Annotated in this window: 15 protein-coding genes; 7 read left to right on the plus strand and 8 right to left on the minus strand. The window is 62.0% G+C overall.

What is annotated here, in order from left to right:
- Nucleotides 1-86: 86 nt before the first annotated feature.
- A complete protein-coding gene (locus J0909_RS03615) occupies nt 87-1,202 on the plus strand; it encodes an efflux RND transporter periplasmic adaptor subunit (RefSeq protein WP_207260539.1) in 1,116 nt (371 codons plus the stop codon).
- Nucleotides 1,199-4,231: an efflux RND transporter permease subunit gene (locus J0909_RS03620; RefSeq protein WP_207260541.1), complete on the plus strand. Its 3,033-nt coding sequence runs from the start codon at nt 1,199-1,201 to the stop codon at nt 4,229-4,231. The genes J0909_RS03615 and J0909_RS03620 overlap by 4 nt, the downstream gene beginning before the upstream one ends.
- A gap of 90 nt (nt 4,232-4,321) precedes the next feature.
- Here J0909_RS03620 and J0909_RS03625 read toward each other — a convergent pair whose 3' ends face one another.
- The 6 genes from J0909_RS03625 to J0909_RS03650 all read right to left on the minus strand — a co-directional run bounded on the left by J0909_RS03625 (nt 4,322) and on the right by J0909_RS03650 (nt 11,943).
- Nucleotides 4,322-5,896, minus strand: a complete 1,575-nt coding sequence (locus tag J0909_RS03625; protein WP_207260542.1) for an L-serine ammonia-lyase, iron-sulfur-dependent, subunit alpha — start codon at nt 5,894-5,896, stop codon at nt 4,322-4,324.
- 80 nt (nt 5,897-5,976) lie between these two features.
- A complete protein-coding gene (locus J0909_RS03630) occupies nt 5,977-7,209 on the minus strand; it encodes an L-serine ammonia-lyase, iron-sulfur-dependent, subunit alpha (RefSeq protein WP_207260543.1) in 1,233 nt (410 codons plus the stop codon).
- A 10-nt stretch (nt 7,210-7,219) separates the two neighbouring features.
- Complete coding sequence (locus J0909_RS03635) at nt 7,220-8,521, minus strand: TRAP transporter large permease (protein ID WP_207260544.1); 1,302 nt, start codon at nt 8,519-8,521, stop codon at nt 7,220-7,222.
- Nucleotides 8,522-9,067, minus strand: coding sequence for a TRAP transporter small permease (locus tag J0909_RS03640; RefSeq protein WP_207260545.1), 546 nt, complete (start codon nt 9,065-9,067; stop codon nt 8,522-8,524). It lies immediately after the preceding gene.
- A gap of 145 nt (nt 9,068-9,212) precedes the next feature.
- Nucleotides 9,213-10,232 (minus strand): TRAP transporter substrate-binding protein DctP, encoded by a 1,020-nt coding sequence (gene dctP / locus J0909_RS03645; RefSeq protein WP_207260546.1) that lies wholly within the window; start codon nt 10,230-10,232, stop codon nt 9,213-9,215.
- Between the two features lie 280 nt (nt 10,233-10,512).
- A complete protein-coding gene (locus J0909_RS03650) occupies nt 10,513-11,943 on the minus strand; it encodes a sigma-54-dependent transcriptional regulator (protein WP_207260547.1) in 1,431 nt (476 codons plus the stop codon).
- 219 nt (nt 11,944-12,162) lie between these two features.
- Here J0909_RS03650 and J0909_RS03655 point away from each other — a divergent pair, with 219 nt between their 5' ends.
- The 5 genes from J0909_RS03655 (at nt 12,163) to arcC (ending at nt 19,918) form a co-directional block, all read left to right on the plus strand.
- The gene (locus tag J0909_RS03655) at nt 12,163-14,685 is read left to right on the plus strand and encodes a PAS domain S-box protein (protein WP_207260549.1); all 2,523 of its coding nucleotides are present in this window, start codon (nt 12,163-12,165) and stop codon (nt 14,683-14,685) included.
- Between the two features lie 588 nt (nt 14,686-15,273).
- On the plus strand, nt 15,274-16,728 hold the full coding sequence (arcD, locus tag J0909_RS03660; RefSeq protein WP_207260551.1) for an arginine-ornithine antiporter: 1,455 nt from the start codon (nt 15,274-15,276) through the stop codon (nt 16,726-16,728).
- A gap of 34 nt (nt 16,729-16,762) precedes the next feature.
- Nucleotides 16,763-17,980, plus strand: a complete 1,218-nt coding sequence (locus J0909_RS03665) for an arginine deiminase (RefSeq protein ID WP_286181736.1) — start codon at nt 16,763-16,765, stop codon at nt 17,978-17,980.
- A 16-nt stretch (nt 17,981-17,996) separates the two neighbouring features.
- Nucleotides 17,997-18,998 carry an ornithine carbamoyltransferase gene (argF, locus tag J0909_RS03670; RefSeq protein WP_207260552.1) on the plus strand — a complete coding sequence of 334 codons (1,002 nt, stop codon included), beginning with the start codon at nt 17,997-17,999 and terminating at the stop codon, nt 18,996-18,998.
- Between the two features lie 2 nt (nt 18,999-19,000).
- Entirely contained in the window at nt 19,001-19,918 is a 918-nt protein-coding gene (gene arcC, locus J0909_RS03675; protein WP_207260554.1) for a carbamate kinase, read from the plus strand.
- A gap of 242 nt (nt 19,919-20,160) precedes the next feature.
- Here arcC and J0909_RS03680 read toward each other — a convergent pair whose 3' ends face one another.
- Together J0909_RS03680 and J0909_RS03685 are read right to left on the minus strand one after the other, a co-directional pair.
- Nucleotides 20,161-21,291: a PAS domain-containing sensor histidine kinase gene (locus J0909_RS03680; RefSeq protein ID WP_207260556.1), complete on the minus strand. Its 1,131-nt coding sequence runs from the start codon at nt 21,289-21,291 to the stop codon at nt 20,161-20,163.
- A 16-nt stretch (nt 21,292-21,307) separates the two neighbouring features.
- Entirely contained in the window at nt 21,308-21,754 is a 447-nt protein-coding gene (locus J0909_RS03685; protein WP_353616732.1) for a bacteriohemerythrin, read from the minus strand.
- Between the last annotated feature and the right edge of the window lies 1 nt (nt 21,755).

The following is a 21,755-nucleotide window of genomic DNA, read 5'->3' on the forward strand; positions in this document are numbered from 1 at the left end:
AGGCAAGGCCATCATCCGACGCAGTCCCCCTTTTTTTAATCTTCAATTAATCAAACGATTGATTATATTCCATCGAGGAACGTTTCATGAAACGAATCATCGCCCTTCTTTCGTTCTTGCTTCTCCTGACGGGAGGCTGCCGCGAAGAGCAGCCCGGGAAGGAGATTATTCGCCCCGTGAGGGCCTACCGCATCGACAGGAACGTCATGCCCGAAACCCGCTACTTCCCCGGCAAGGTGCGAGCGGCGAAAAAGGCGGGCCTCGCCTTCCGCATATCCGGGCAGATTGTCCGGCTGGATGTGAAGGAAGGCGACAGCGTGCGGGAAGGACAACTCATCGCGCAACTGGACCAGCGGGATTACCAGGCCGCCATCGCCGACCTGGAGGCGAAGCTGCTCGGCGCGAAATCGGTCCTGACGGAAGCGACCCTGGACCTCCGGCGCAAGCGTCAGCTTCTCACGGAAAAGATCATCGCCCAGTCCGTCTTCGACACCGCGCAGAGCGCGTATGAGACCAGCCTGGCCAGCGTCCGCTCGCTGGAGCAGGACATACGCCGCGCGCACCTCAACCTTCAATACACAAATCTGAAAGCGCCATTTTCCGGCATCATCGCCGTCAAGCATGTGGACAACCATGAATTCGTCCAGGCCAAGGAGCCCATCGCCCAATGCGAGGACGTGTCCTCCCTCGACGTGATCGTGAACATCCCCGAAGCGGTCTGGATCAAGGCCACCCGGCGCAGCGACAGCGGGGGGCTCGCCCTGAAAGCGCGGGCCGCGTTCGAATCCTACCCGGGGGAGAGTTTCCCCCTCGTGTTGAAGGAGTACCAGACGAAGGCCAACTCGGAGACCCAGACATACCAGGTCACGCTGGGCATGGAGAATCCCGGGGCGTTCCGCGTTCAGCCGGGCATGACGGCCGAAGTCTTCATGACCATGCCGGCCGATGCGGCCGATGCGGAGATATCCGTTCCCATCTCCGCCGTCGTCGGCGAACCGGACGGCGCGAAGAACATATGGATCATCTCCGCCGAGGGGACGGTCACCAGGCGCGAGGTGAAGCTGGGCCGCCTAGCCGATGGCGCCTTTGTCGTCGAGGCGGGTCTCGCCCAGGGTGAAACCGTGATCACCGCCGGGAGCAGTTTCCTGCACGAGGGCATGAAGGTCCGGGTGCTCAAAGGCAAGATCGGAGGCCGGGAATGAACCTCGCTGAAACCGTTCTCCGCAAAAAGACTGTCTCCGTTACCCTGACCCTGGCCCTGCTGCTGGGCGGCATCGTCGCCTTCCTCGAAATGCCGCGCCTTGAGGACCCGGAATTCACCATCAAGCAGGCGCTGATCGTAACCGCCTATCCCGGGGCGACGCCCGCCGAAGTGGCGGACGAGGTCACGGACGTCATCGAAGGCGCGGCGCAGCAACTCGGCCAACTGAAGAAGGTCACCTCGCTCAACAATTGGGGCCACTCCATCGTCACGGTCGAGATACAGGACAAGTACGACAAGCATTCGCTCCCCCAGGTCTGGGACGAATTGCGGCGGAAGGTGAACGACGTGCAGGGGCAGCTCCCCCCCGGAGCGGGGCCGTCGCAGGTGATCGACGACTTCGGCGACGTCTACGGCATCCTTCTGTCCGTGACGGGCGACGGCTATTCCCGGCAGGACATCCAGGACTACGCCGACTTTCTGAGAAAGCAGCTGCTCTTGGTGAACAACGTCGCCAAGGTAACCGTCTGGGGCAAGTGGACGGAAAACGTCTACGTGGAAACCCCGCGCGCCCGAATGAGCCGCATAGGCCCGTCCATGGAGTCCATGTTCGACACCCTGGGCCAACGCAATCTTGTGACGCCTTCGGGCAGCGTCCGGGTCGGGCGGGAACACGTCGGGATCTCCCCGACCGGCTCCGTCGTTTCGGTGGAGGCGCTCGGGGACCTGCTAATCAAGGACGCCACGAACAACAACCTTGTCCCGCTCAGGGACTTGGCCGAAATCCGGCGCGGGTTCACCAATCCCCCGGCCCGGATAATGCGCTTCAATGGGCGACCCGCGGTCGGCCTCGGCATTTCCATGGCGCCTACAGGCAACATCATCGACCTGGGGGAAGCCATCCGGGCAAAGCTCGAATCCCTCGCCTCCCAGACGCCTGTGGGCATGGAGGTCACGCCCATCTACTACCAGCCCACGCGCGTTGACGAGGCCGTGAGCTCGTTCGCGCTGAACCTCGGCGAGGCCATCGTCATCGTCATCGTGGTCCTCCTCCTCTTCATGGGGTTGCAGAGCGGCCTGCTTATCGGAATGATCCTGCTCATCACGATCTGCGGCTCGTTCATCTTCATCCAACTCGCCGGGGTCGCCCTGGAAAGGATTTCGCTGGGTGCGCTGATCATCGCCCTGGGCATGCTCGTGGACAACGCCATCGTCATCGTCGAGGGGCTGCTCATACGCTATCAGCAGGGCATGAACCGCATGGCGGCCGCCATGGAGGTCGTGGACCGCAACAAGTGGCCGCTGCTCGGGGCCACCATCATCGCGATCATGGCCTTTGCGGGAATCGGGCTGAGTCAGGACAAGGTCGGGGAATACTGCCGCTCCCTGTTCGTCGTCCTCAGCATCTCGCTGATGATGAGCTGGCTCACGGCCGTGACCATCACCCCGCTCGCCTGCGACATGTTCCTGCGGCCCACGGTCAATGCCGACGGGGACCCCTATGCCGGACGCATATACCAGATCTACCGGGAAATGCTCGATTACTGCATGCGCCACGCAAAGGGCGTGCTGATGATGCTGGGCGTCCTTCTGGCCGCCTCGATCTTCGCCTTCGGGTTCGTACAGCAAAGCTTCTTCCCGAGTTCGACGCAGCCGAGGTTCTTCATCCACTACTGGCTCCCCCAGGGAACCGACATCCGCGCCACCTCCGAGGAGCTCGGAGGAATCGAATCGGAAATCATGCAGGATGAGCGCATCAAGTCCGTGACCACATTCGTCGGCGAAGGCGGGCCCAGGTTCATCCTGACCTACTCGCCGGAAAAGCCCAACACCGCGTACGGGTTGCTGCTGGTCGAGGTGAACGATCCCGCCCAAATAGACGCGATCATCAAGGACTGCAAGGACAAGCTGGCGGCCGAGTATCCCGACGCGGAACCCAAGCTGAAGAAATTCCGTCTCGGGCCGGGACGGGACGCCTCGATAGAGGTGCGCTTCAGCGGTCCGGACAGCGCCACGCTGCGCCGCCTGTCGATCCAGGCCCAAGCGATCATGGAAGCCACGGGGAACGCGGAGTCCATCCGCGACGACTGGCGGCAAGAGATCAAGGTCTTCAAGCCGGTCCTTTCCGAAGCCCAGGCCAAGATCGCGGGCATCACCCGGCCAGCCTTGGCAAACACGCTCCAGATGTACTTCTCCGGATCCCAGGTCGGCGTCTACCGCGAGGGCGACAAGCTGCTCCCCATCGTCGTCCGCCCGCCCCGCCGGGAAAGAAGCGCCCTGGAGGAGATCGGCAACGTGCAGATATACAGCCCCACAGCGAAACGGATGCTGCCCATCGAGGAAGTGGTTTCCGGCTACAAGACCGAAATGGAATTCGGCCAGCTTCGGACGCAAAACCGCCTGCTCACCGTAACGGCCTCCTGCGAACCCCGGGAGGGCCTGCCCTCGGCGCTGGTCGCCCGGTTGCGGCCGAAGATGGAAGAAATCCAACTGCCGCCCGGATACGCCATGGAATGGGGCGGCGAACATGAAGACGCGAGCGACGCCCAGACCGGCCTGGCGCACGCGGTGGTCCTGCCCGCCGTCATCATGGTGTTGATTACCATCATGCTCTTCAACAACCTGCGCAACCCGCTGATCATCTGGCTCACCGTGCCCCTGGCCGTCATCGGCGTCACCACGGGCCTGCTGGCCACGGGCGAGCCCTTCGGGTTCATGGCCCTGCTCGGCTTCCTCAGCCTTTCGGGGATGCTCATCAAGAACGCCGTGGTGTTGCTGGATCAGATCAAACTGGAACTGGATTCCGGCAAACCGCCCTACGGGGCGATCCTGGACGCCGCGGTCAGCCGCATCCGGCCCGTGTTCATGGCGGCGGCTACGACCATTCTCGGCATGATCCCCCTGGTCATGGACGCCTTCTTCTCGGCCATGTCCGTCACGGTCATGTCCGGTCTGGCCTTTGCCACGGTCCTGACCCTGTTCGTCGTGCCCATGCTCTACGTCCTGCTGTATGGGATACGGCCCCAATGACGCGGGCCGCGCCGTGACGCCACATTGCCGAAAAAGCGAAGGCCCCGCCGCGACGAATATCGCGACGGGGCCTTCAGAGGCGGAGGTTTCTCAAAGAAGCGAATCGGATAGCCGGAGCGCCGTGGGCGTGAGGCACAAGCCACCCCGGTTGGTGCAGCGAAGTTCCGACGGCAACAGGCCGCCGATCTCGCGCATGGCGACGATGACTTCGTCCAGAGGGATGATCGGGTCGAAACCGCACAGGACCATGTTGGCCGAGACAACGGCATTGGCTGCGCCCATGGAATTGCGGTTGATGCACGGAATCGCCACCAGCCCGGCCACGGGATCGCACACAAGGCCCAGCACGTTCTGCAGCGCCAATCCGGCGGCATCGAAGGCCTGCTGGGCATTGCCGCCCAAAAGCTGGACGGTGGCGGCCGCCGCCATGGCCGTGGCCGCGCCCACCTCGGCCTGACAAGCGCAGACCTCGGCCGCGAACGTGGCCTGATGCGCGATGAACACGCCCACCAGCCCGGCGGCGAGCAGCGCGCGCGCCTGCTCCTCCTCGGTAATGTCCGAGGTCTCCGCCATGGACAACACCACTGCGGGCAACACGCCGCAGGACCCCGCCGTGGGGGCGGCGACCACAATGCCGCCGGCGCTGTTGTACTCCATGATGGCCGTAGCGATGAGCATGCCGCGCCGCATGATCCCGAGATCGGCGAGGTCCGTCCCGGCGGCAGCCCGGGCCATGGACGCCGCCTTGGGGGCCATGTAGCCGGAAACAGGCAGGTCGTCGGCCAGGCCGTTGGCGGCCGCGCGCCGCATGGTCCGCACGATGTCCACCATGCGGGAGATAATTTCGTCCGGCTCCAGGCCGCTCCTGGCGTGCTCGTATTCAAGAGCGAGGTCCGCCGGAGTCGTCCAGATGGGATCGGCATGCCGCACGGCTTCGGCTGCCGTAGTGAACGGCAGCGTATACGTAAATTTTCCGGCAACGGGCAAAATGGGGTCCATGCGCGTGGCCGTGCAACACTCGTCCCTTTCCAACCGGGACACCTCGTCGAGAACGGTTTCCGGGATAGACCGGTCGAACGTCAACTGCATGAAGCAGCCTTGATCGTCGCGATCCCGCACCACCCGCCCCCCGGCGCCCGAAGCCAGAGCGGCCAACCCGTCGAGCGCGCCGCCGTTCGGACCGAAAATCATGACCTCGTGGAACACGCCGGTAACGGAAACGGCGTGCCCGTCCATAGCCACGATTTCAAACATGCCGCCGCCGGTGGAAAGAGTCAGGAATACGTGCTCACGCCCGGATGCGCCACAAACGTGAATCCGCGCGGTATTGGGATGGGGGTGGTCCAAGGGCTCCACTTCAAAGGAAACGTCGATCCCCTGCCCGGCGGCAATATCCAGGGACTTGCCGAGCCGTTCGTGGTCGGGATCGAAGCCGAGCAACCCGCCGACAAAGCCCTTGTCCGATCCCTGGCGGTTGTAGGTGCCCGGATAGGAACCGCCTTTCTTGAATACGATGCGCACCCGGCGGGGCGGTTCCCCGGCCAACAGGCGCACGGCCTTGCCGATGCGGGCGGGGCCCGCGGTATGCGAACTGGAGGGGCCGGTCATGACCGGTCCGATGACGTCGTTGAAAATACTGGCTGGTTCGATTGTCTTGCCGCTCATGGGGCCTCCTCGTTTCACGGATCGAAACATGCGAGCGCGACGGGAGGTCGCGCCCGCCGCGTCCGCACACGGGCAGCGGCTCAGCAGCCGCTGCCCCGGTTTATTTTTTTCATGCGTTCACCATAGGCCTTGGCCAACCCCCCGAAGGACGTCTCGCGATACAGGTTCGGCAGATCGTGCCCCGTCTGGGTCATGACCTGGACCACTTCGTCGAAGGGGATGCGGTGCGTCCCGTCCGAGAGGAAGGCCATCTGGGCGCGATTGATGGCCCGGACGGCGGAGCAGGCGTTTCGCTCGATGCAGGGAATCTGCACCAAACCGTCCACCGGATCGCAGGTCAGCCCGAGATGGTGCTCCAGCCCCATCTCGGCCGCGTATTCGATCTGGCGGACCGAACCGCCCATGGTCTGGGTCGCGGCGGCCGCCGCCATGGCGCAAGCCGAACCGACCTCGCCCTGGCAGCCGACTTCGGCACCGGAGATGGAACCGTTCCGCTTGATGATGTTCCCCACCAGCCCGGCCGTGGCCAACGCATGCAGGATTTCCTGTTCGGTGAGTTCCTGCGTTTCACGCAGGTAATAGAGCGCGGCCGGGACGATGCCCGATGCGCCGCACGTCGGCGCGGTGACAATGGTACCGCCCCCCGCATTTTCCTCGGCCACGGCAAGGGCGTAGGCTGTGACCTTGCCGGTCTGCTGGATGTCCGGGCCGCAATGCCGGGCCTTTTTGAAGTAGCTCCAGGCTTGGCGCTTAAGGCCGATGCTGCCGGGCAGCACCCCTTGCGTGGAAAGGCCCTTCTCCACCGCGGCAGTCATGGTCGCCCAGACTTCGGCCAGAAAGGTCCATATCTCAGGGCCCTCGCAGCGTTCCACATATTGCCAATACGTGGTGCCGGTCTTTTCACACATGACCATGATGGACGTCATGTCCGGCAGGTCGTAGACCTCAACCGGCGGCTGCTCGTCATCACCCGCGCCACGCACCGCGCCGCCTCCCACGGAATAGGCCTGCCATGAATCGATCAGGGAACCGTCCGTTCCCAGCGCCTCGAATTGCAACCCGTTGGGGTGCAACGGCAATTCCACCTCGGGTTTCCAGATCACCTCGGTCCGCGCCTCGCCAAGGACGTTCAGCACGGCCAGGTCCGTCAGATGCCCCTTGCCGGTGGCGGCGAGAGAGCCGAAGAGCGTAACCCGGAAACCAGCGGCGGCCGGATGCCGCGCCAGAAACGTTTCAGCGGCCTTTTTGGGCCCCATGGTGTGGGACGAGGAAGGCCCCACTCCGATTCTGTACAGTTCCCTTATACTTTCCATGATGTTTCTCCTACTTCATGAGCAGGTTGACGAGACCGAGGGAGACCTCCGGGACGAAGGTGGTCAGCAACAGCGTGGGCAACCACGCAAACAGGAGCAAGTACAGGGTCGGCCTGAGCATTTCCGTTACTTGCGCCCCGGAAATGCGTCCCGAAAGGTACAACAGCGGCGCGGTGGGCGGAGTGACATTGCCCATGCCCAGGTTCACGCCCATGATGGCCGCGAAATGAATCGGATCCACGCCAATCTGCGTCACCAGGGGCAGCAGGATGGGAGTGCCCAGCAAGATGCCGGAGACATCGTCCATGAGCATGCCCATGATCAACAAGAACACGTTGACCATCAGCAGGATGACGACCCGATTCTCGGAAATGGAAGTCAACGCGGTCATGATCTGCTCGGGCAGGTTTTCCATAATGTAGAGCCTGGAGAGGATCATAACCGCAAACATCATGGCCATGATGACGCCGGTGGTGGTGGCGGACTCAATGAGGGTCTCCATGAGGTTCTTCAACTTGAGGCCCCGATAGAAGAACATGGCCACGGGGATGGCGTAGATCACGGCCACGGCCGCCGCCTCCGTCGGGGTCATGATGCCGCCGTAGATACCGCCGAGGATGATGACGGGCATCATCAGTGCGGGCGAAGCCTTGGCGCTCTTGCTGGCGAACATCCGGGTGGTGGTGGCCAGGTCCATGTGCTCGCCCACCTCGATGCTCTTGTTGTTGCGCAGCAGGAAAATGTTCACCACGCTGAGGAGCACCGTCACGATGATGCCCGGCACGAAAGCGGACAGGAAACAGGCCAGCACGGACTGGTTGCCCATCCAGGCGTACAGAATCATGAGCATGGACGGCGGGATCAGGATGCCCAACACGCCGGAGTTGGCCAGCAGGGCCGCGGCGTGACCCACGGGATACCCGGCTTTCTTGAGCCTGGGCATCATGATGGAACCGATGCAGGACACCGTGGCCGAGGAAGAGCCGGACACCGCGCCGAAGATGGCGCAGGTCACGACCATGACCACGCCCAGGCCGCCGCGGATGCGACCGGCGACGGTATCGACCACGTCCACGAGCCGGTCGCCGATGCCGCCCCGGTCCATGACGCCTCCGGCCATGATGAACAGGGGGATGGTCAGCAGCACGATGGAACTCATCTTGGCGAAACCATAGGGCAGCAGGAATCCAGGATCGTAGCCGCCGGAATAAATGAGATACGCCGCCGAACTGAAGAAGGCGAACGGAATGGGAACGCCGATAAACAGGGTGAAAATCAGCAGGGCGATGGCGATGGCGATGGTCATACTCATTTAAGCTTCTCCTCCGTTTTTCATCGTACCGTCGGAGATGTGTTCGCGATGAAACGACATGATGTCCTGGACGAAATAGGTGACGTGGTACAGCGACATCAAAATGAACCCGAGGGCGACGGCGCTGTGCGGAATGACCATGGGCAGTTTGAAAACCGCCGACCGGGGCATCATGACAAAGCTCCAGGCCACGAACTTGACGGCCCAGACCGTGACCAGCAGGCAGATGGTGGCCGTCAGGAAATCCTTTATCAGGTGCATCGCCCGGCACAATTTTTCATTGGAGATGTAGCAGGTCAGGATATCGGCGGAGATCTGGCTCTTTTCCCGGCTGCCTTGCGCAGCGCCCATGAAGTAGAGCCAGAAAGCCAACATCTGAATCAATTCCTCGGAACCGTAAAAATCCGAGCCGAACACGTACCGAGCGACAACCGCGTAGCAGATCATCCCCACGATGAGAATGCTGGTGACCGCCATGACAGATTTCTGGAACTTGCCCAGAAAATTCCACAACGGAAGACGCGGGGCTATTTCAATGGGTTGCATGGAATCCCCCTTGCAAATAATTCGATGGTCGGAAAAGAGCCGGGGCGCGGCGGGGGGGGAGGTGTCCCGAAAGGACATCCCCCACCGCGCCCCAGAGGTATGGACAGATCGTGCCGGAGCCCGGGGCGGCTCCGGTGGCTTATCGCTAGTACGAGGCCTTGATGCCGTTCAGGAGTTCGGGAGTGAGGTTCGCCTCAAGACGCTTCCAGGCATGATCGCGCACGTAGGCGGCGCAGTTTTCGAGTTCCTGGGTGGTCAGCACGGTGACCTTGACGCCCGCTTCCTCAAGCTTCTTGCGGTACATCTGGTCTTCGCTCTCGGCCATGAGGAAGGACTGCTGCCCTTCGTCCACGAACGCGTCCTCGACGATCTTGCGGTCGCTTTCGGAGAGAGACATGAACTTCTTCTTGTTCATGACATACTGGGTGGACTCGAAGTTCACGTTGTACTGGTAGTAGTACTTGATGACGTCGCGGAAGCCGAGGTAGTTCAGGTTCGGGGGACCGCCGAGCCAACCCTTGACCACGCCGGTCTGGAGGGCGGAATAGGTGTCGGCATACGGCAGGGAGGAGGTGCGGAAGCCCAGTTCCTCGGCACCGAACTTGAACACGTCCAGTCCGGGGACGCGGAGCATGATGCCCTTTTCCTTGCCGGGTTCGGTCACGTTTTCAAGAGGCACCACGCTGCCCACACCGATGAAACCTTCGCCGAAATAGGAGAAGAACTTGACGCCGAGCTTATCGTGCATCTTGGCCATTTCCTTGGGCAGGAAGGCGTTCTTGTCGAAAATCTTACGGATCTGGTCGTAGTCGCGGGCGATGTAGGGCAGGAAGCCCGCACCGAGGCGCGCGTCAAAGGACTCGGGGACGGTGATATGCGCAGCGTCGATGGAGCCGCGAATGACTTCCTCGTAAACCTGGGAAGCGTCGCCGAGCTGGTTCGCGGGGTAGATCTTGACCTCTATGCGGCCTTCAGTTTCCTTCGCGACGCGAGCCTTGATGCGCTCGGCGGCCTTGTGAGCCATATGTTCGATGGGATGTTGAGTGGCCAGCTTGATAATGATCGGCTTGTTGGCCGCCTTGGCGCCCTCCTGTTCCCCTCCGCCGCAGGCGGCAAGGGCGAACCCGGCACAGAGACACAGCAGCAATGCGATGATGCGTTTCATGGTAGTCCTTCTCTCGTCTTGAAAACTTGCTTGTTGTTCCCCGAGTGATGCGGGGCGTCCTCTTCCATGTCCCGGCGTCCGGTGCGCCGAAACATGCCCCGGATTAAACACGTACTGTGCCACATGGAGAGAATGTTTTATATTTCTGCATGATAAGCGAAAAACGCCCCTTCGCCATCATGAAAAGGGCAGCGTGTATCCCAGGGAATGTGTTCACAAAAACGGGACGGATGTCCCCTAAAGCAGGATTGTTTCGTTTTTCGGGACAGGCCGAAAAGGCTCACTTGCTGACGCCGTGCTCCTTCATGAGCACGTACAGTCGAGTGCGCGACAGGCCCGAAAGCGCGCAAGCCTCCTTGATGCTGCCCCCCGTGGCCCGCATCAGGCGTTCGAGGTAGGCGCGCTCCACGCGGTCCAGGCAGGATTTGCGATATTCCTTGAAGGGCGGCAACGGATCCTGGTCCAATTCGCCGCCGCAACACGGATCTTCCGCCTTAGGCGTTGCCGAGGAAATCTCTTCGCGATTCTCGTGCAACCCCACGGCACGGCGCACCGCCTTGGCCCGGATATCCACGGGCAGATGCTCGGGATACAAGACCGCTTCCTCTCTCACGCGCATGATGGTTCGCTCCAACGTCTGCACCAGCTCCCGGATGTTGCCCGGCCAGTCGTAGTTCATGAGCGTGTTAAGGAAACTCTCGGACGGCTCGCGCAGTTCCTTTCCGTATTTGGCGCACAGGCGGGCGAGATGAAACCGGGCTATTTCGGGGATGTCCTCCAGCCGTTCACGTAGGGCGGGGAGGCGTATGGCGCAAGACTTGATGCGGTAATACAGGTCGTTGCGGAAAAGGCCCTGCTCGCACATTTCTTCGAGATTCCGATTGGTGGCGGCGATAAGCCGGAAATCGCTGGCGGACTCGTGCGTGCCGCCCACCGGACGAAAACGCTTTTCCTGGAGCACGCGCAAGAAGGTGGCCTGCACGGCGAGAGGCAACTCGCCGACCTCGTCAAGAAAAAGCGTGCCGCCGTCGGCCTGCCCCACAAGGCCGGTGCGGGACGAATCCGCTCCGGTATAGGACCCCTTGACGTGGCCGAAGAGCTCGCCCTCGGCAAGACTGGCGGGAAGCGAGGCGCAGTCGAGCACCACGAAACGCCCTTTGGCGCGGGGGCTGTTGTCGTGGATGGTCCGGGCCACGACCTCTTTGCCCGTGCCGGTCTCTCCCGTCAGCAACACTCCGGCATCGCCCGCGGAGGCCACGCGAATGTTTTCCAGCACCGTCTGCAAGGCGCGGCCGTTGCCGATCAAGTCGTCGCGGCGCAAAAAATCCAGGGCGGACCGGCAACGATTCTCCCGGTATTGCAGCGCCCGTCCCATGGAAAAGATGATCTGCTTGAGCGTACTGGTTTTCTCTATGTAGTCCCAGGCGCCGTTTTGAATGGCCAGCTCGGCGCCGTCGGGATCGCCCAGTCCGGTGATGATGATCACGTCCGGCGCGGAAGGGGCCTTCCGGACTTCGGGCAAGGCGTCGAGACCGCTGCCGTCCGGTAGACGGACATCGAGAAAAACGAGGTCCGCCTGAATTTCATCAAGACGTTTCAGCCCCTCGGCAATGGACGCCGCGCTGAAGGCCGTGTGCCCCGCATCCTCGGCGAGTTGCGTGATGATAGTGCTGATATCCGGGTCGTCGTCCAGCACGAGAATGGTCGCCATGACATGCTCCCCCGTTTTCCGGCATACTGTTCGCCGCAGATATGTCCCATTTCGGACAACTTGTCGAGGCGCGCGCTTCCATTGCCGTTTTACTCGAAAAAGTATCGCTTTTCCCGCGAAAACGACGGTAAAACTTGCGCCGGAGCACGGTCCGTTCTATAGGCGGCAGGAATCGTTCAACGCATCCGAAACGCCCGGAACGGCCATCAGGGGGCAGACATGAGCCTTTTTTCCCGCATCTTCGAAAGCCGCCGCATTACTTGGGGCGTTGCCGCCGGAGCCGTGCTGCTGCTCGGTCTCGGCCTCTTCCTGCTGCTGCGTCCCAACAGCGGAGACGGCCTGCCCCTGACCGCCGAAGAACGCGCTTGGCTCGCCGGACACCGGGTAATCCGCCTGGGGGTCACGCCTTCCACCCGGCCCCTCGAATACTTTGGCGGCAAGGCCGAGTACAAGGGCATGATCGCCGACTACATGCACCTGCTCGCCGATCGGCTGGACATCACGTTCCAGGTGGTGGAAACCACCAACCTCAAAAATCTCCTGAAAAAAGCCGAAGACCGCGAAGTGGACATGATCGCCGCCTTCTGGGCCAATCCCGCGTCCATCAAATACATGCGGTTCAGCCGTCCCTATCTGGAAATGCCCACCGTCATCCTGGTGAACAAGAACTTCAAACGGTATCTGCGCCTCGAAGACATGGCGAACATGGACCTGGCCCTGCCCAAAAGCAACGCGGTCATCGACTATGTCCGGAAATATTATCCCAAAATACACATCCAGCCGGTCTATAATTATCTCGCGGCCCTGCTGCACGTTTCCTTCGACGAGATCGACGCCACCATCATCTCCCTGCCCCAGGCCAGTTATTACATTGAGGGCAAAGGCATCACCAATCTCCGCGTAGCCGGGCACACGGACTATCATCTCTTCAATCGCGTCGCCACACGCTCCGACTGGCCCCTGTTGAGTTCCATCGTGCAAAAGGGACTGGATTCCATCACCAAGGCCGAACACGACGGCATCTACCGCAAATGGGTCACGCTGGACCAGCACTACCTGTCTTTCCTGCTGGCGAACAAACGGTTCTGGGCCTACCTCGGAGGCGGCGTGCTGGCCATCCTGCTGTTCATCGGCTCCATCATTTCCTGGAACCGCACCCTGCACAAGCGCGTCCACACCAGCACCCTGGAACTGAAAAAGCAGCTCAACGAACGCCTGCGCCTGCTGGCCGCCATCGAACAGTCGCAGGACGGCATCTTCATCATCGACACGAACGGAATCATGGAATACGTCAACCCGTCCTTCAGCCGCATGAGCGGCTATACCGCCGACGAGTTGTGCGACGCGCATGTCTCCATGATCCGCAGCGACCGGCACGAATCCACCTTTTACCACGACATCTGGGCAACCCTGGAACGGGGGGAGGTCTGGCGGGGGCAGACGACCTACCGCCACAAATCCGGCCGCAACTACGAAGTGGATCAAAGCATCTCGCCCATTTACGACGACGCCGGGGTCATGACCGGCTATGTGGAGGTCGCCCGCGACATCACCGAACGTCTGCGCATGGAGAAGCAGTTGCGGCAAAGCCAGAAGCTTGAGGAACTCGGCACCCTGGCCGGCGGCATCGCCCACGACTTCAACAACATTCTCGCGGCCATTCTCGGCTATGCGGAATTGGCCCTGCCCACGCTGGAGGAAGGTTCCCGGGGCAACTCCAACATGCAGCGCATCCGCGCCGCCGCACTGCGCGCCCGTGAAATGGTCAATCAAATCCTGGTGTTCAGCCGCCGACGGGAACCTTCGAAAAACCGTGTGGACATGGTGGCCCTGCTGAACGAAGTGCTGGGTTTTTTGCGGGTCTCCCTGCCATCCACCATCGAACTGCACTCGGAACTGGAGGTCGACGCCGCCTCCATCATGGGCGATGCGGGCCAGATACACCAAGCCATCACCAATCTCGGCACCAATGCGGCCTACGCCATGCAGGCGAACGGCGGCGACTTGACGCTGAAGCTGACCCGTACCCGATTTTCCGAGCCGACGATCATAACCAGCGGACGCCTTGCGCCCGGGACCTACCTGCAACTTTCCGTGGCCGATACGGGGGAGGGAATTCCGGAAACGGCCATGAGCCGCATCTTCGATCCGTTCTTCACGACGAAACCCCAGAGCAAGGGCACGGGCCTCGGCCTGTCCATGGTACACGGCACGATCATCGGCATGGGCGGCGGCATCGACGTGAAAAGCCGTGTCGGCTCCGGCACGACCTTCAATCTTTACCTGCCGGAAGTCGAAAGCGCGCCCCGGGACGTCGAGAGACCTCGTCCAGGCGCGGTCCCCGGTCAGGGACGAATCCTTTTCGTGGACGACGAGACGGACGTGGTCGATGTGGGCAGCCAAATGCTGACGGACCTCGGGTACACGGTGGAAGGCGTGACTGACTGCCGCGCGGCCCTGAGGTTGTTCCGCGACGATCCCACGGCCTTCGATCTGCTGGTGACGGACCAGACAATGCCGCACATGACCGGCGACAAGCTGATCCAGGCCTTCCATGATATCCGGCCGGACCTCCCCGCCATCCTCTGTACCGGGTTCGCCGCCTCTCTGGATATGGTCCGGAATCAGGGCCAAACCGTGGCCGCAGTGCTCATGAAGCCGTTCGAGATGAGCCAGTTGTCCGCCGCCGTGGCCGACGCCCTCGCCGCCGCCCCCGCCGAGGACGCCCCGCCGCGACAGTAGGGCGTTCCGCCGCCGGGGAAAGCCCCCGCAGCGACTTGCGCCGGAAGCCCTTATCCTGCGACGGCTCCAGACCATGGGGACGTCGTCCCACCGCATGACAGGTGCCCGGAGGGCGGCTTGAACCCGTTCCCGGGCATTCCTCTCTCAGAGAGCCGATTCTTCCCTCCTCCATCATGACGGAGGCTGAGCCATCACGCCCCATCCCCGCCCGCCGCTTCGTGAGGCTTCCTTTGCCCGCGGCATCCAAACCGTCTTCGCCCCCCTCCGGCAAATAGCCTGTCCAAACTTCCGACGACAGCAAGCAAAACGACATCCTCAACGTCAAACTGCAACAAGTTACTATTGCTCCATATCGGCGTCACATTCAATCCCGATTCAGTATGATATTCATTCCCACCATGAATCCAATAGTTATGATGCAACTTTTAATAATATTTCTCATAACCACATAATGCAACAAGGAAAAAAGACCATAATTTATTTTTAAAAATACCACACTGCATTATTGACTCTATTTACCATGCGAGTAGTGAATTGATAGGAATGAAATAAAATTTTGCTATTCTCAGGCACATGAGGAGGAACAAAATGTCAAATCAAGACCCGGAGATTACTGGAGAAAAGCGATCTGATAAGCTACGCCTCGGCGCACTGGCCGCACTTGTTATCGGTTCAATGGTCGGGTCGGGCGTGTTCAGCCTGCCCCAAAACATGGCGGCAGGCGCAGGCCCCCTGGCCATCCTGCTGGGCTGGCTCATCACCGGCGTGGGCATGTTGGCCCTGGTGTTCGTCTATCAGTCGCTCTCCCAACGCAAACCGGAACTCGACGCGGGACCATATGCTTACGCCCGGGCGGGCTTCGGCCCGTTCATCGGCTTCAACAGCGCCTGGGGGTACTGGATCAGCGCCTGGGTGGGCAACGTCTCCTATGTGGTCATCGTGTTCAGTGCGCTGTCCTACTTCTTCCCGGTCTTCGGCGACGGGAATACATGGCAAGCCATCCTCGGCGCATCAATACTGCTCTGGCTGGTCCACCTGCTGATCCTGCGCGGCACCAGAGAGGCGGCAGTGATCAACACCATCGTCACCGTGGCAAAAATCCTGCCCATAGTGCTCTTCGTCGTAGTTGTGCTCGTCACCTTCAAGTACGACATTTTCACCCTCGATTTCACGGGCAAGGGCAACATGGATCTCGGCTCCCTGCTGGATCAGGTACGCAGCACCATGCTCGTCACCCTGTGGGTCTTCATCGGCATTGAGGGCGCATCCGTATACTCGGCCCGCGCCGAAAGGCGCAAGGACGTGGCCACCGCCACGGTCCTTGGCTTCTTTACGTGCATCATCCTGTACGCGTTGATCTCGCTGCTGTCCCTCGGCATCGTCACGCAGCCGGAATTGGCGGCCATGAAGAATCCGTCCATGGCGGGCGTCATGGAAATAGTGGTCGGCTCCTGGGGCGCGGTCCTGATCAACCTCGCCCTGGTCGTCTCCGTGGCCGGGGCCTTCCTGAGCTGGACCATGCTCGCGGCCGAGGTGCCCCACGTGGCGGGCAAGGACGGCACCATGCCGCTCTTCTTCGGCCGCGAGAGCGCCCGCAAGGTCCCAGTCCACTCCCTGACCGTCACCAACCTGCTGGTGCAGGCCTTCCTGATCCTCACGTTCTTTGCCCACAGCACCTACCAGGCTTTGTTCTACATCGCGTCGAGCATGATCCTGGTGCCCTACATCTTCTCGGGCGCCTATGCGGCCAAGCTGGCCATTACCGGCGAAAACTATCGGGCCGACGAGCCGCGCATCCGCCCCCTGATCGGCGGCGTCGTGGCCACAATCTACGGCATCTGGCTCGTCTACGCGGCGGGCATGTCCTACCTGTTCATGTGCGCGGTGCTCTATGCGCCGGGCATCCTCATCTACATATGGGCGCGCCGCGAACACGGCCGCCGCGTGTTCCGGCCCTGGGAGGCGGTGTTGGCGGCAGCGCTGGCGCTGATCGCCATATACGCCGGATACGAGATGTGGACGGGCGCGGTCAGCGCGCTTTAATTCGCAGACAACATTCAACACGAGGATATATATCATGACAAAACTCGGTGTATTTTCCGAAACCGGAAGACTGCGCGAGGTCATCGTGCATCGCCCCGACCTGAGTCTGCGCCGCTTGACGCCGGATAATTGCAAGGACCTGCTCTTCGACGACGTGCTCTGGGTCAAGCGAGCCCGCCAGGAACACGACATCTTTGTGGACACCCTGCGCGAACGGAACGTGACGGTGCACCTCTTCGGGGAGCTGCTCGCGCAGACCATGGCCGTACCCGGGGCCCGCGAATGGCTGCTGGACCGGCGCATCGCCCCCTCGATTGTAGGGTATGAAATGGCCCCCCTGCTACGCGAATGGCTCGAAGGGATGCCGGGCGAGCAACTGTCCGAGTACCTGATCGGCGGCATCGCCCGAGGCGAATTGCCCTTCGAGCCCACGGGCTTGACGGGGCAAGCCATGTTGCCCCAGGACTTCGTCCTGCCTCCCCTGCCCAACCAGCTATTCACCCGCGACTCTTCCTGCTGGATCTACGGCGCAGTGTCGGTAAGCCCCATGTACTGGCCAGCCCGACGCCCCGAGGCCGCCAACGTGGAGGCCGTCTACCGCTTCCATCCGCGCTTCAAAGCCGAGGACTTCCCCTTTGTCTCGCCGGACAACCAAGGCATGTGCGTCAGCCTCGAAGGCGGCGACGTGATGCCCGTGGGCGACGGCGTGGTTCTGGTCGGCATGGGCGAGCGCTCCACCCCCCAGGCCGTGGGCAGTCTGGCGCGCAACCTCTTCGCCGCGGGCCAAGCGCAACGCGTCATCGCCGCGCTCATGCCGCGCGACCGTTCCTTCATGCACCTCGACACGGTCTTTACCTTCTGCGACCACGATCTGGCGACCATGTATCCGCCGGTGGTGGACCGCATCCGCACCTTCTCCATCCGGCCCGGCGAGGGGGGAAAATCCCTGGACGTGGTGGAGGAAAAACGCCGCTTCGCCGAGGTCGTGGCCGAGGCGCTGGGCATCAAGAAGTTGCGCATCGTGGCAACGGGCGGCGACTCCTTCGAGGCCGAACGCGAGCAATGGGACGACGGCAACAACGTGGTCGCCCTGGAGCCGGGCGTGGTCATCGGCTACGACCGCAATGTCTACACCAACACCCTGCTGCGCCGAGCTGGCGTCGAGGTCGTGACCATCGAGAGCGCGGAATTGAGCCGGGGCCGGGGCGGCGGCCACTGCATGACCTGCCCGGTGGCGCGGGACGCCATCTAAAGGAAAGGAGAACAACATGCCTGTCAATCTACACGGCCGAAGCGTCCTGACGCTGGCCGACTTCACCCCGGACGAGATCCGGTATCTGCTGCGGCTCGCCGCAGACCTGAAGACCGCCAAACTCACCGGCACCGAGGTGCCCCGGTTGAGCGGCAAGAACATCGCCCTGATCTTCGAAAAGGACTCCACCCGCACCCGCTCTGGATTCGAGGTGGCGGCCCATGACCAAGGCGCCCACGTTACCTACATCGGCCCGGCGGGCAGCCACATCGGCCACAAGGAGACGATGAAGGACACTGCCCGCGTCCTCGGCCGCATGTACGACGCCATCGAGTACCGGGGGTTCTCCCAACAGCAGGCCGAAACTCTGGCCCGCCACTCCGGCGTCCCGGTCTTCAACGGCCTGACCGACGAAACCCACCCCACTCAAATCCTGGCCGACTTCATGACCATGCGGGAATTCACCCATAAACACCTGTCGGACATCACCCTGACCTTCACGGGAGAAGGCCGCGACAACGTGGCCCGTTCCCTGGCCATCGGCGCGGCCCGGGTGGGCATGGATATGCGCATCGCCTCACCGCGCGAGCTCTGGCCAGACGACGACTTCCTCTCGAAAATCCGGGAGATGGCCGGGGAAACCGGCGCGCACTTCGACATCTCGGACGATCCGGTCGCTGCGGTCCGGGATGCGGACTTCATATACACCGACGTCTGGCTCTCCATGGGCGAGGAGGAATCCGCCTGGGCCGAACGCATCCGGCTGCTCACGCCCTACCGCGTCACCGCGGACCTTCTGGCCGCCACGGGCAACCCGTTCACCAAGTTCATGCACTGCCTGCCCGCCTTCCACAACGCCGACACCGAGATCGGCGCCCGCGTGCTGCGCGACTACGGCATCGACTGCATGGAAGTGACCGAGGAGGTCTTCGAGGGACCGGCCTCCATTGTCTTCGACGAGGCCGAGAACCGCATGCACTCCATCAAGTCGCTCTTGGTGGCGACATTGGGGAGTTGACGGTGTTGATCGTCGCCGCATTGGGCGGCAACGCGCTTCTGCGACGCGGGGAGCCCATGACCGGCAAGAATCAGCGGGCCAACGTGCGCCGCGCGGCCGGGGTCCTGGCCGAACTGGCCAAGGCGGGCCACGCGCTCGTCATCACCCACGGCAACGGGCCGCAGGTCGGCCTGCTGGCTCTCCAGGCCGCCGCCACCCCCGAGGCGCCCTTCCCACTCGACGTCCTGGACGCCGAGAGCGCGGGCATGATCGGCTACGTGCTGCAACAGGAACTGGGCAACGCCCTGCCCGGCAGGCTCATCACCACCCTTCTGACGCAAGTCAGGGTTGATCCGGCCGATCCCGCTTTCGGGCATCCGACCAAACCCATCGGCCCGGTCTACGACGAGGCCGAAGCCAAGCATCTGGCCGCGGAACGAGGCTGGACCGTGGCCCCGGACAACGACCGCTGGCGGCGTGTGGTGGCCTCGCCCCCGCCCCTGGAAATTCTGGAGACGGAGGTGCTGGCCTACCTCATTCGCCAAGGCGTCATCGTGATCTGCGCAGGCGGAGGCGGCATTCCCGTCATCCCCCTGCCCGACGGCGGGCTGGCCGGGGTCGAGGCCGTCATCGACAAGGATCTGGCCAGCGCCCTGCTCGCCCGTCAGCTCGGCGCGGACATGCTGCTCATGCTCACGGACGTCGAGGCGGTGTACCGGAATTTCGGTACGCCGCAGGCCGAACCCATAGCGGAAGTGAGCCCGGACGAACTGTCCCCAAGCGATTACCCGGCGGGATCCATGGGCCCCAAGGTCCATGCCGCCGTTGAATTCGCCGAGGCCACGGGCAAAAGGGCCGGCATCGGCAGGCTTGAAGATGCGGTCCGCATCGTCGGCGGCCTGGCCGGAACGCGCATTGTCCCCTCGCGGCGCGACAGGTAGAACGAACAGACCGCTCCAGCCCCCGCTGCCCGATATTCCGGGCGGCGGGGGTTTCCCCGCGGAAGGCTCCGCCCCTTTGCGCCTGTCGCCCGGGCGTGCCCCTGCTCCCCCTCCGAGGCGCAGCGGATTTCGATCTCAGCAATGTGAATTCCGTTTCCTTCGGCAGGGCTAAGTCATCCCACAAGGACCGTCTGCGTCCGGCTTCGACCGTCCGGTCCCGTCCGGGCCCGCCGCTTCCCCCGTCAAAGGGCCGCCTTGGCGAGGCTGACCCGAAAGACCGTCCCGGTCTCGACGGAGGAGAGGAATTCGACTTTGCCGCCAAGATAGTTTTCCGTCAGGAGTTTGATCGAATAGGTGCCCAATCCCCGGCCTTTCCCCTTGGTCGAGAAGAAACGCTTGAAGACCTGCAATTGCACGGCCTCGTCCATGGCCTGGGCGTTGCGCACCTCGAAGACCACATCGGTGCCCCCGTCCCGGCATCCGATCTCGACAACGCCGCCGACGGGAGTGGCCTCCAAAGCGTTTTTGAGCATGTTGACCAGCACCCGTCGCAAAAGGGAATAGTCCGCCTTGACCGCATGGTTCCCGGAAGTCGGCAGGATTTCGATGACCCGGCCGTCGGCAAGCGGGTTCATCTCCATCTCCCTGACCACGCCCTCCACTATCTCAAGGGACATGAGCGTAATCAGCATGAGGGGATAGTCGTCGTTTTCCGCCAGACGAATTTCCCGCTGAGTCCGGATCTCCTCGACCATGCCGTGCAGGGACACGCTGAGCAGGTTCAGCATCTCCGGCAGATCGAAGTCTTCTCCGGCCCGCAACATATCGACGAGGCTCATCATTCCCCCCGCCGTGTTCAGCAAATCGTGGAAAAACACTTTTTCCATCAGTTCACGCCGTTTTTCGTCGCTTATGTCCAAAAAGGTCACGACGTAAAATCTCGAACAATTGCAATCGAAGGGCGCGATGTGAATACGGACATCCAGTGCGCGGCACTCCCCGTCGGCACTCAGGAGGATCTTGCTGTCGGCGACGACCGATTCCTCCTGCTCCATGCATTTGAGCACCGCATTGATCACGCCGCATTCCGTACAATATTTCGAGGTCCCGCACCCACCGGGCTCAAAATCGGCATACGCGCAGCCCATGGCCTCCCCCGGACGCTGGCCCAAAAATTCGGAAACATCGGAAAGCCCGAACAGGTCCAGGCTGGCATTGTTGGCGAAAACGATCTGTCTCGTTTCGTTCAGGACCAGCAACGGCAGGGGGAAATGGCTGTAGTACTGGGAACAGATGTTCTTTGAAATCAAAGCGATGTCCTGCCTCGACTCTTCCGGAGGCCGGCGTTCGGCGGAAGCGAACTTGGTTTTCATATGCGATTTCGGACCATCAGCCCTGCGGCGAGTCCTTCTCCTGGGCGATGGCGGATGCCGGAGCGCCTTTTTCGATGATGTAGTCGGCAAGACGTTTGTCCTCAACGAGAATATGATGATTCAGCCAATCGGCGAGAAACCGGAACAGCCCCAGGGGGTCGGCAGTCCCTCCCTCCGAAAGCAATTTGTCGGCCAGCGCCGCCGCCACGATGAAGTCGTCATGAAGCGCCCGATGCGCCTTGATGCCCGGATAGCCATGCAGACGCATCAATCTCTCCTCGGTGGAGAAATGGATTGCGCCGTAACTGCGCATGTCCCTCACAATTTCGGAAAGGACCTCCAGCTCCCGCAGGTCCACGGCGGAATCGTATGCCTTGTTGATGATGGCGATCAGCTTCTTGTGCTCCTCGTCGATCTGCTCGAAGCCCACCGCCAAGCTCTTCTTCCAATGCAAAATCGGCACG

The organism is Desulfovibrio sp. Huiquan2017, assembly GCF_017351175.1.
In the GTDB taxonomy this organism is placed as follows: Bacteria; Desulfobacterota; Desulfovibrionia; order Desulfovibrionales; family Desulfovibrionaceae; genus Pseudodesulfovibrio.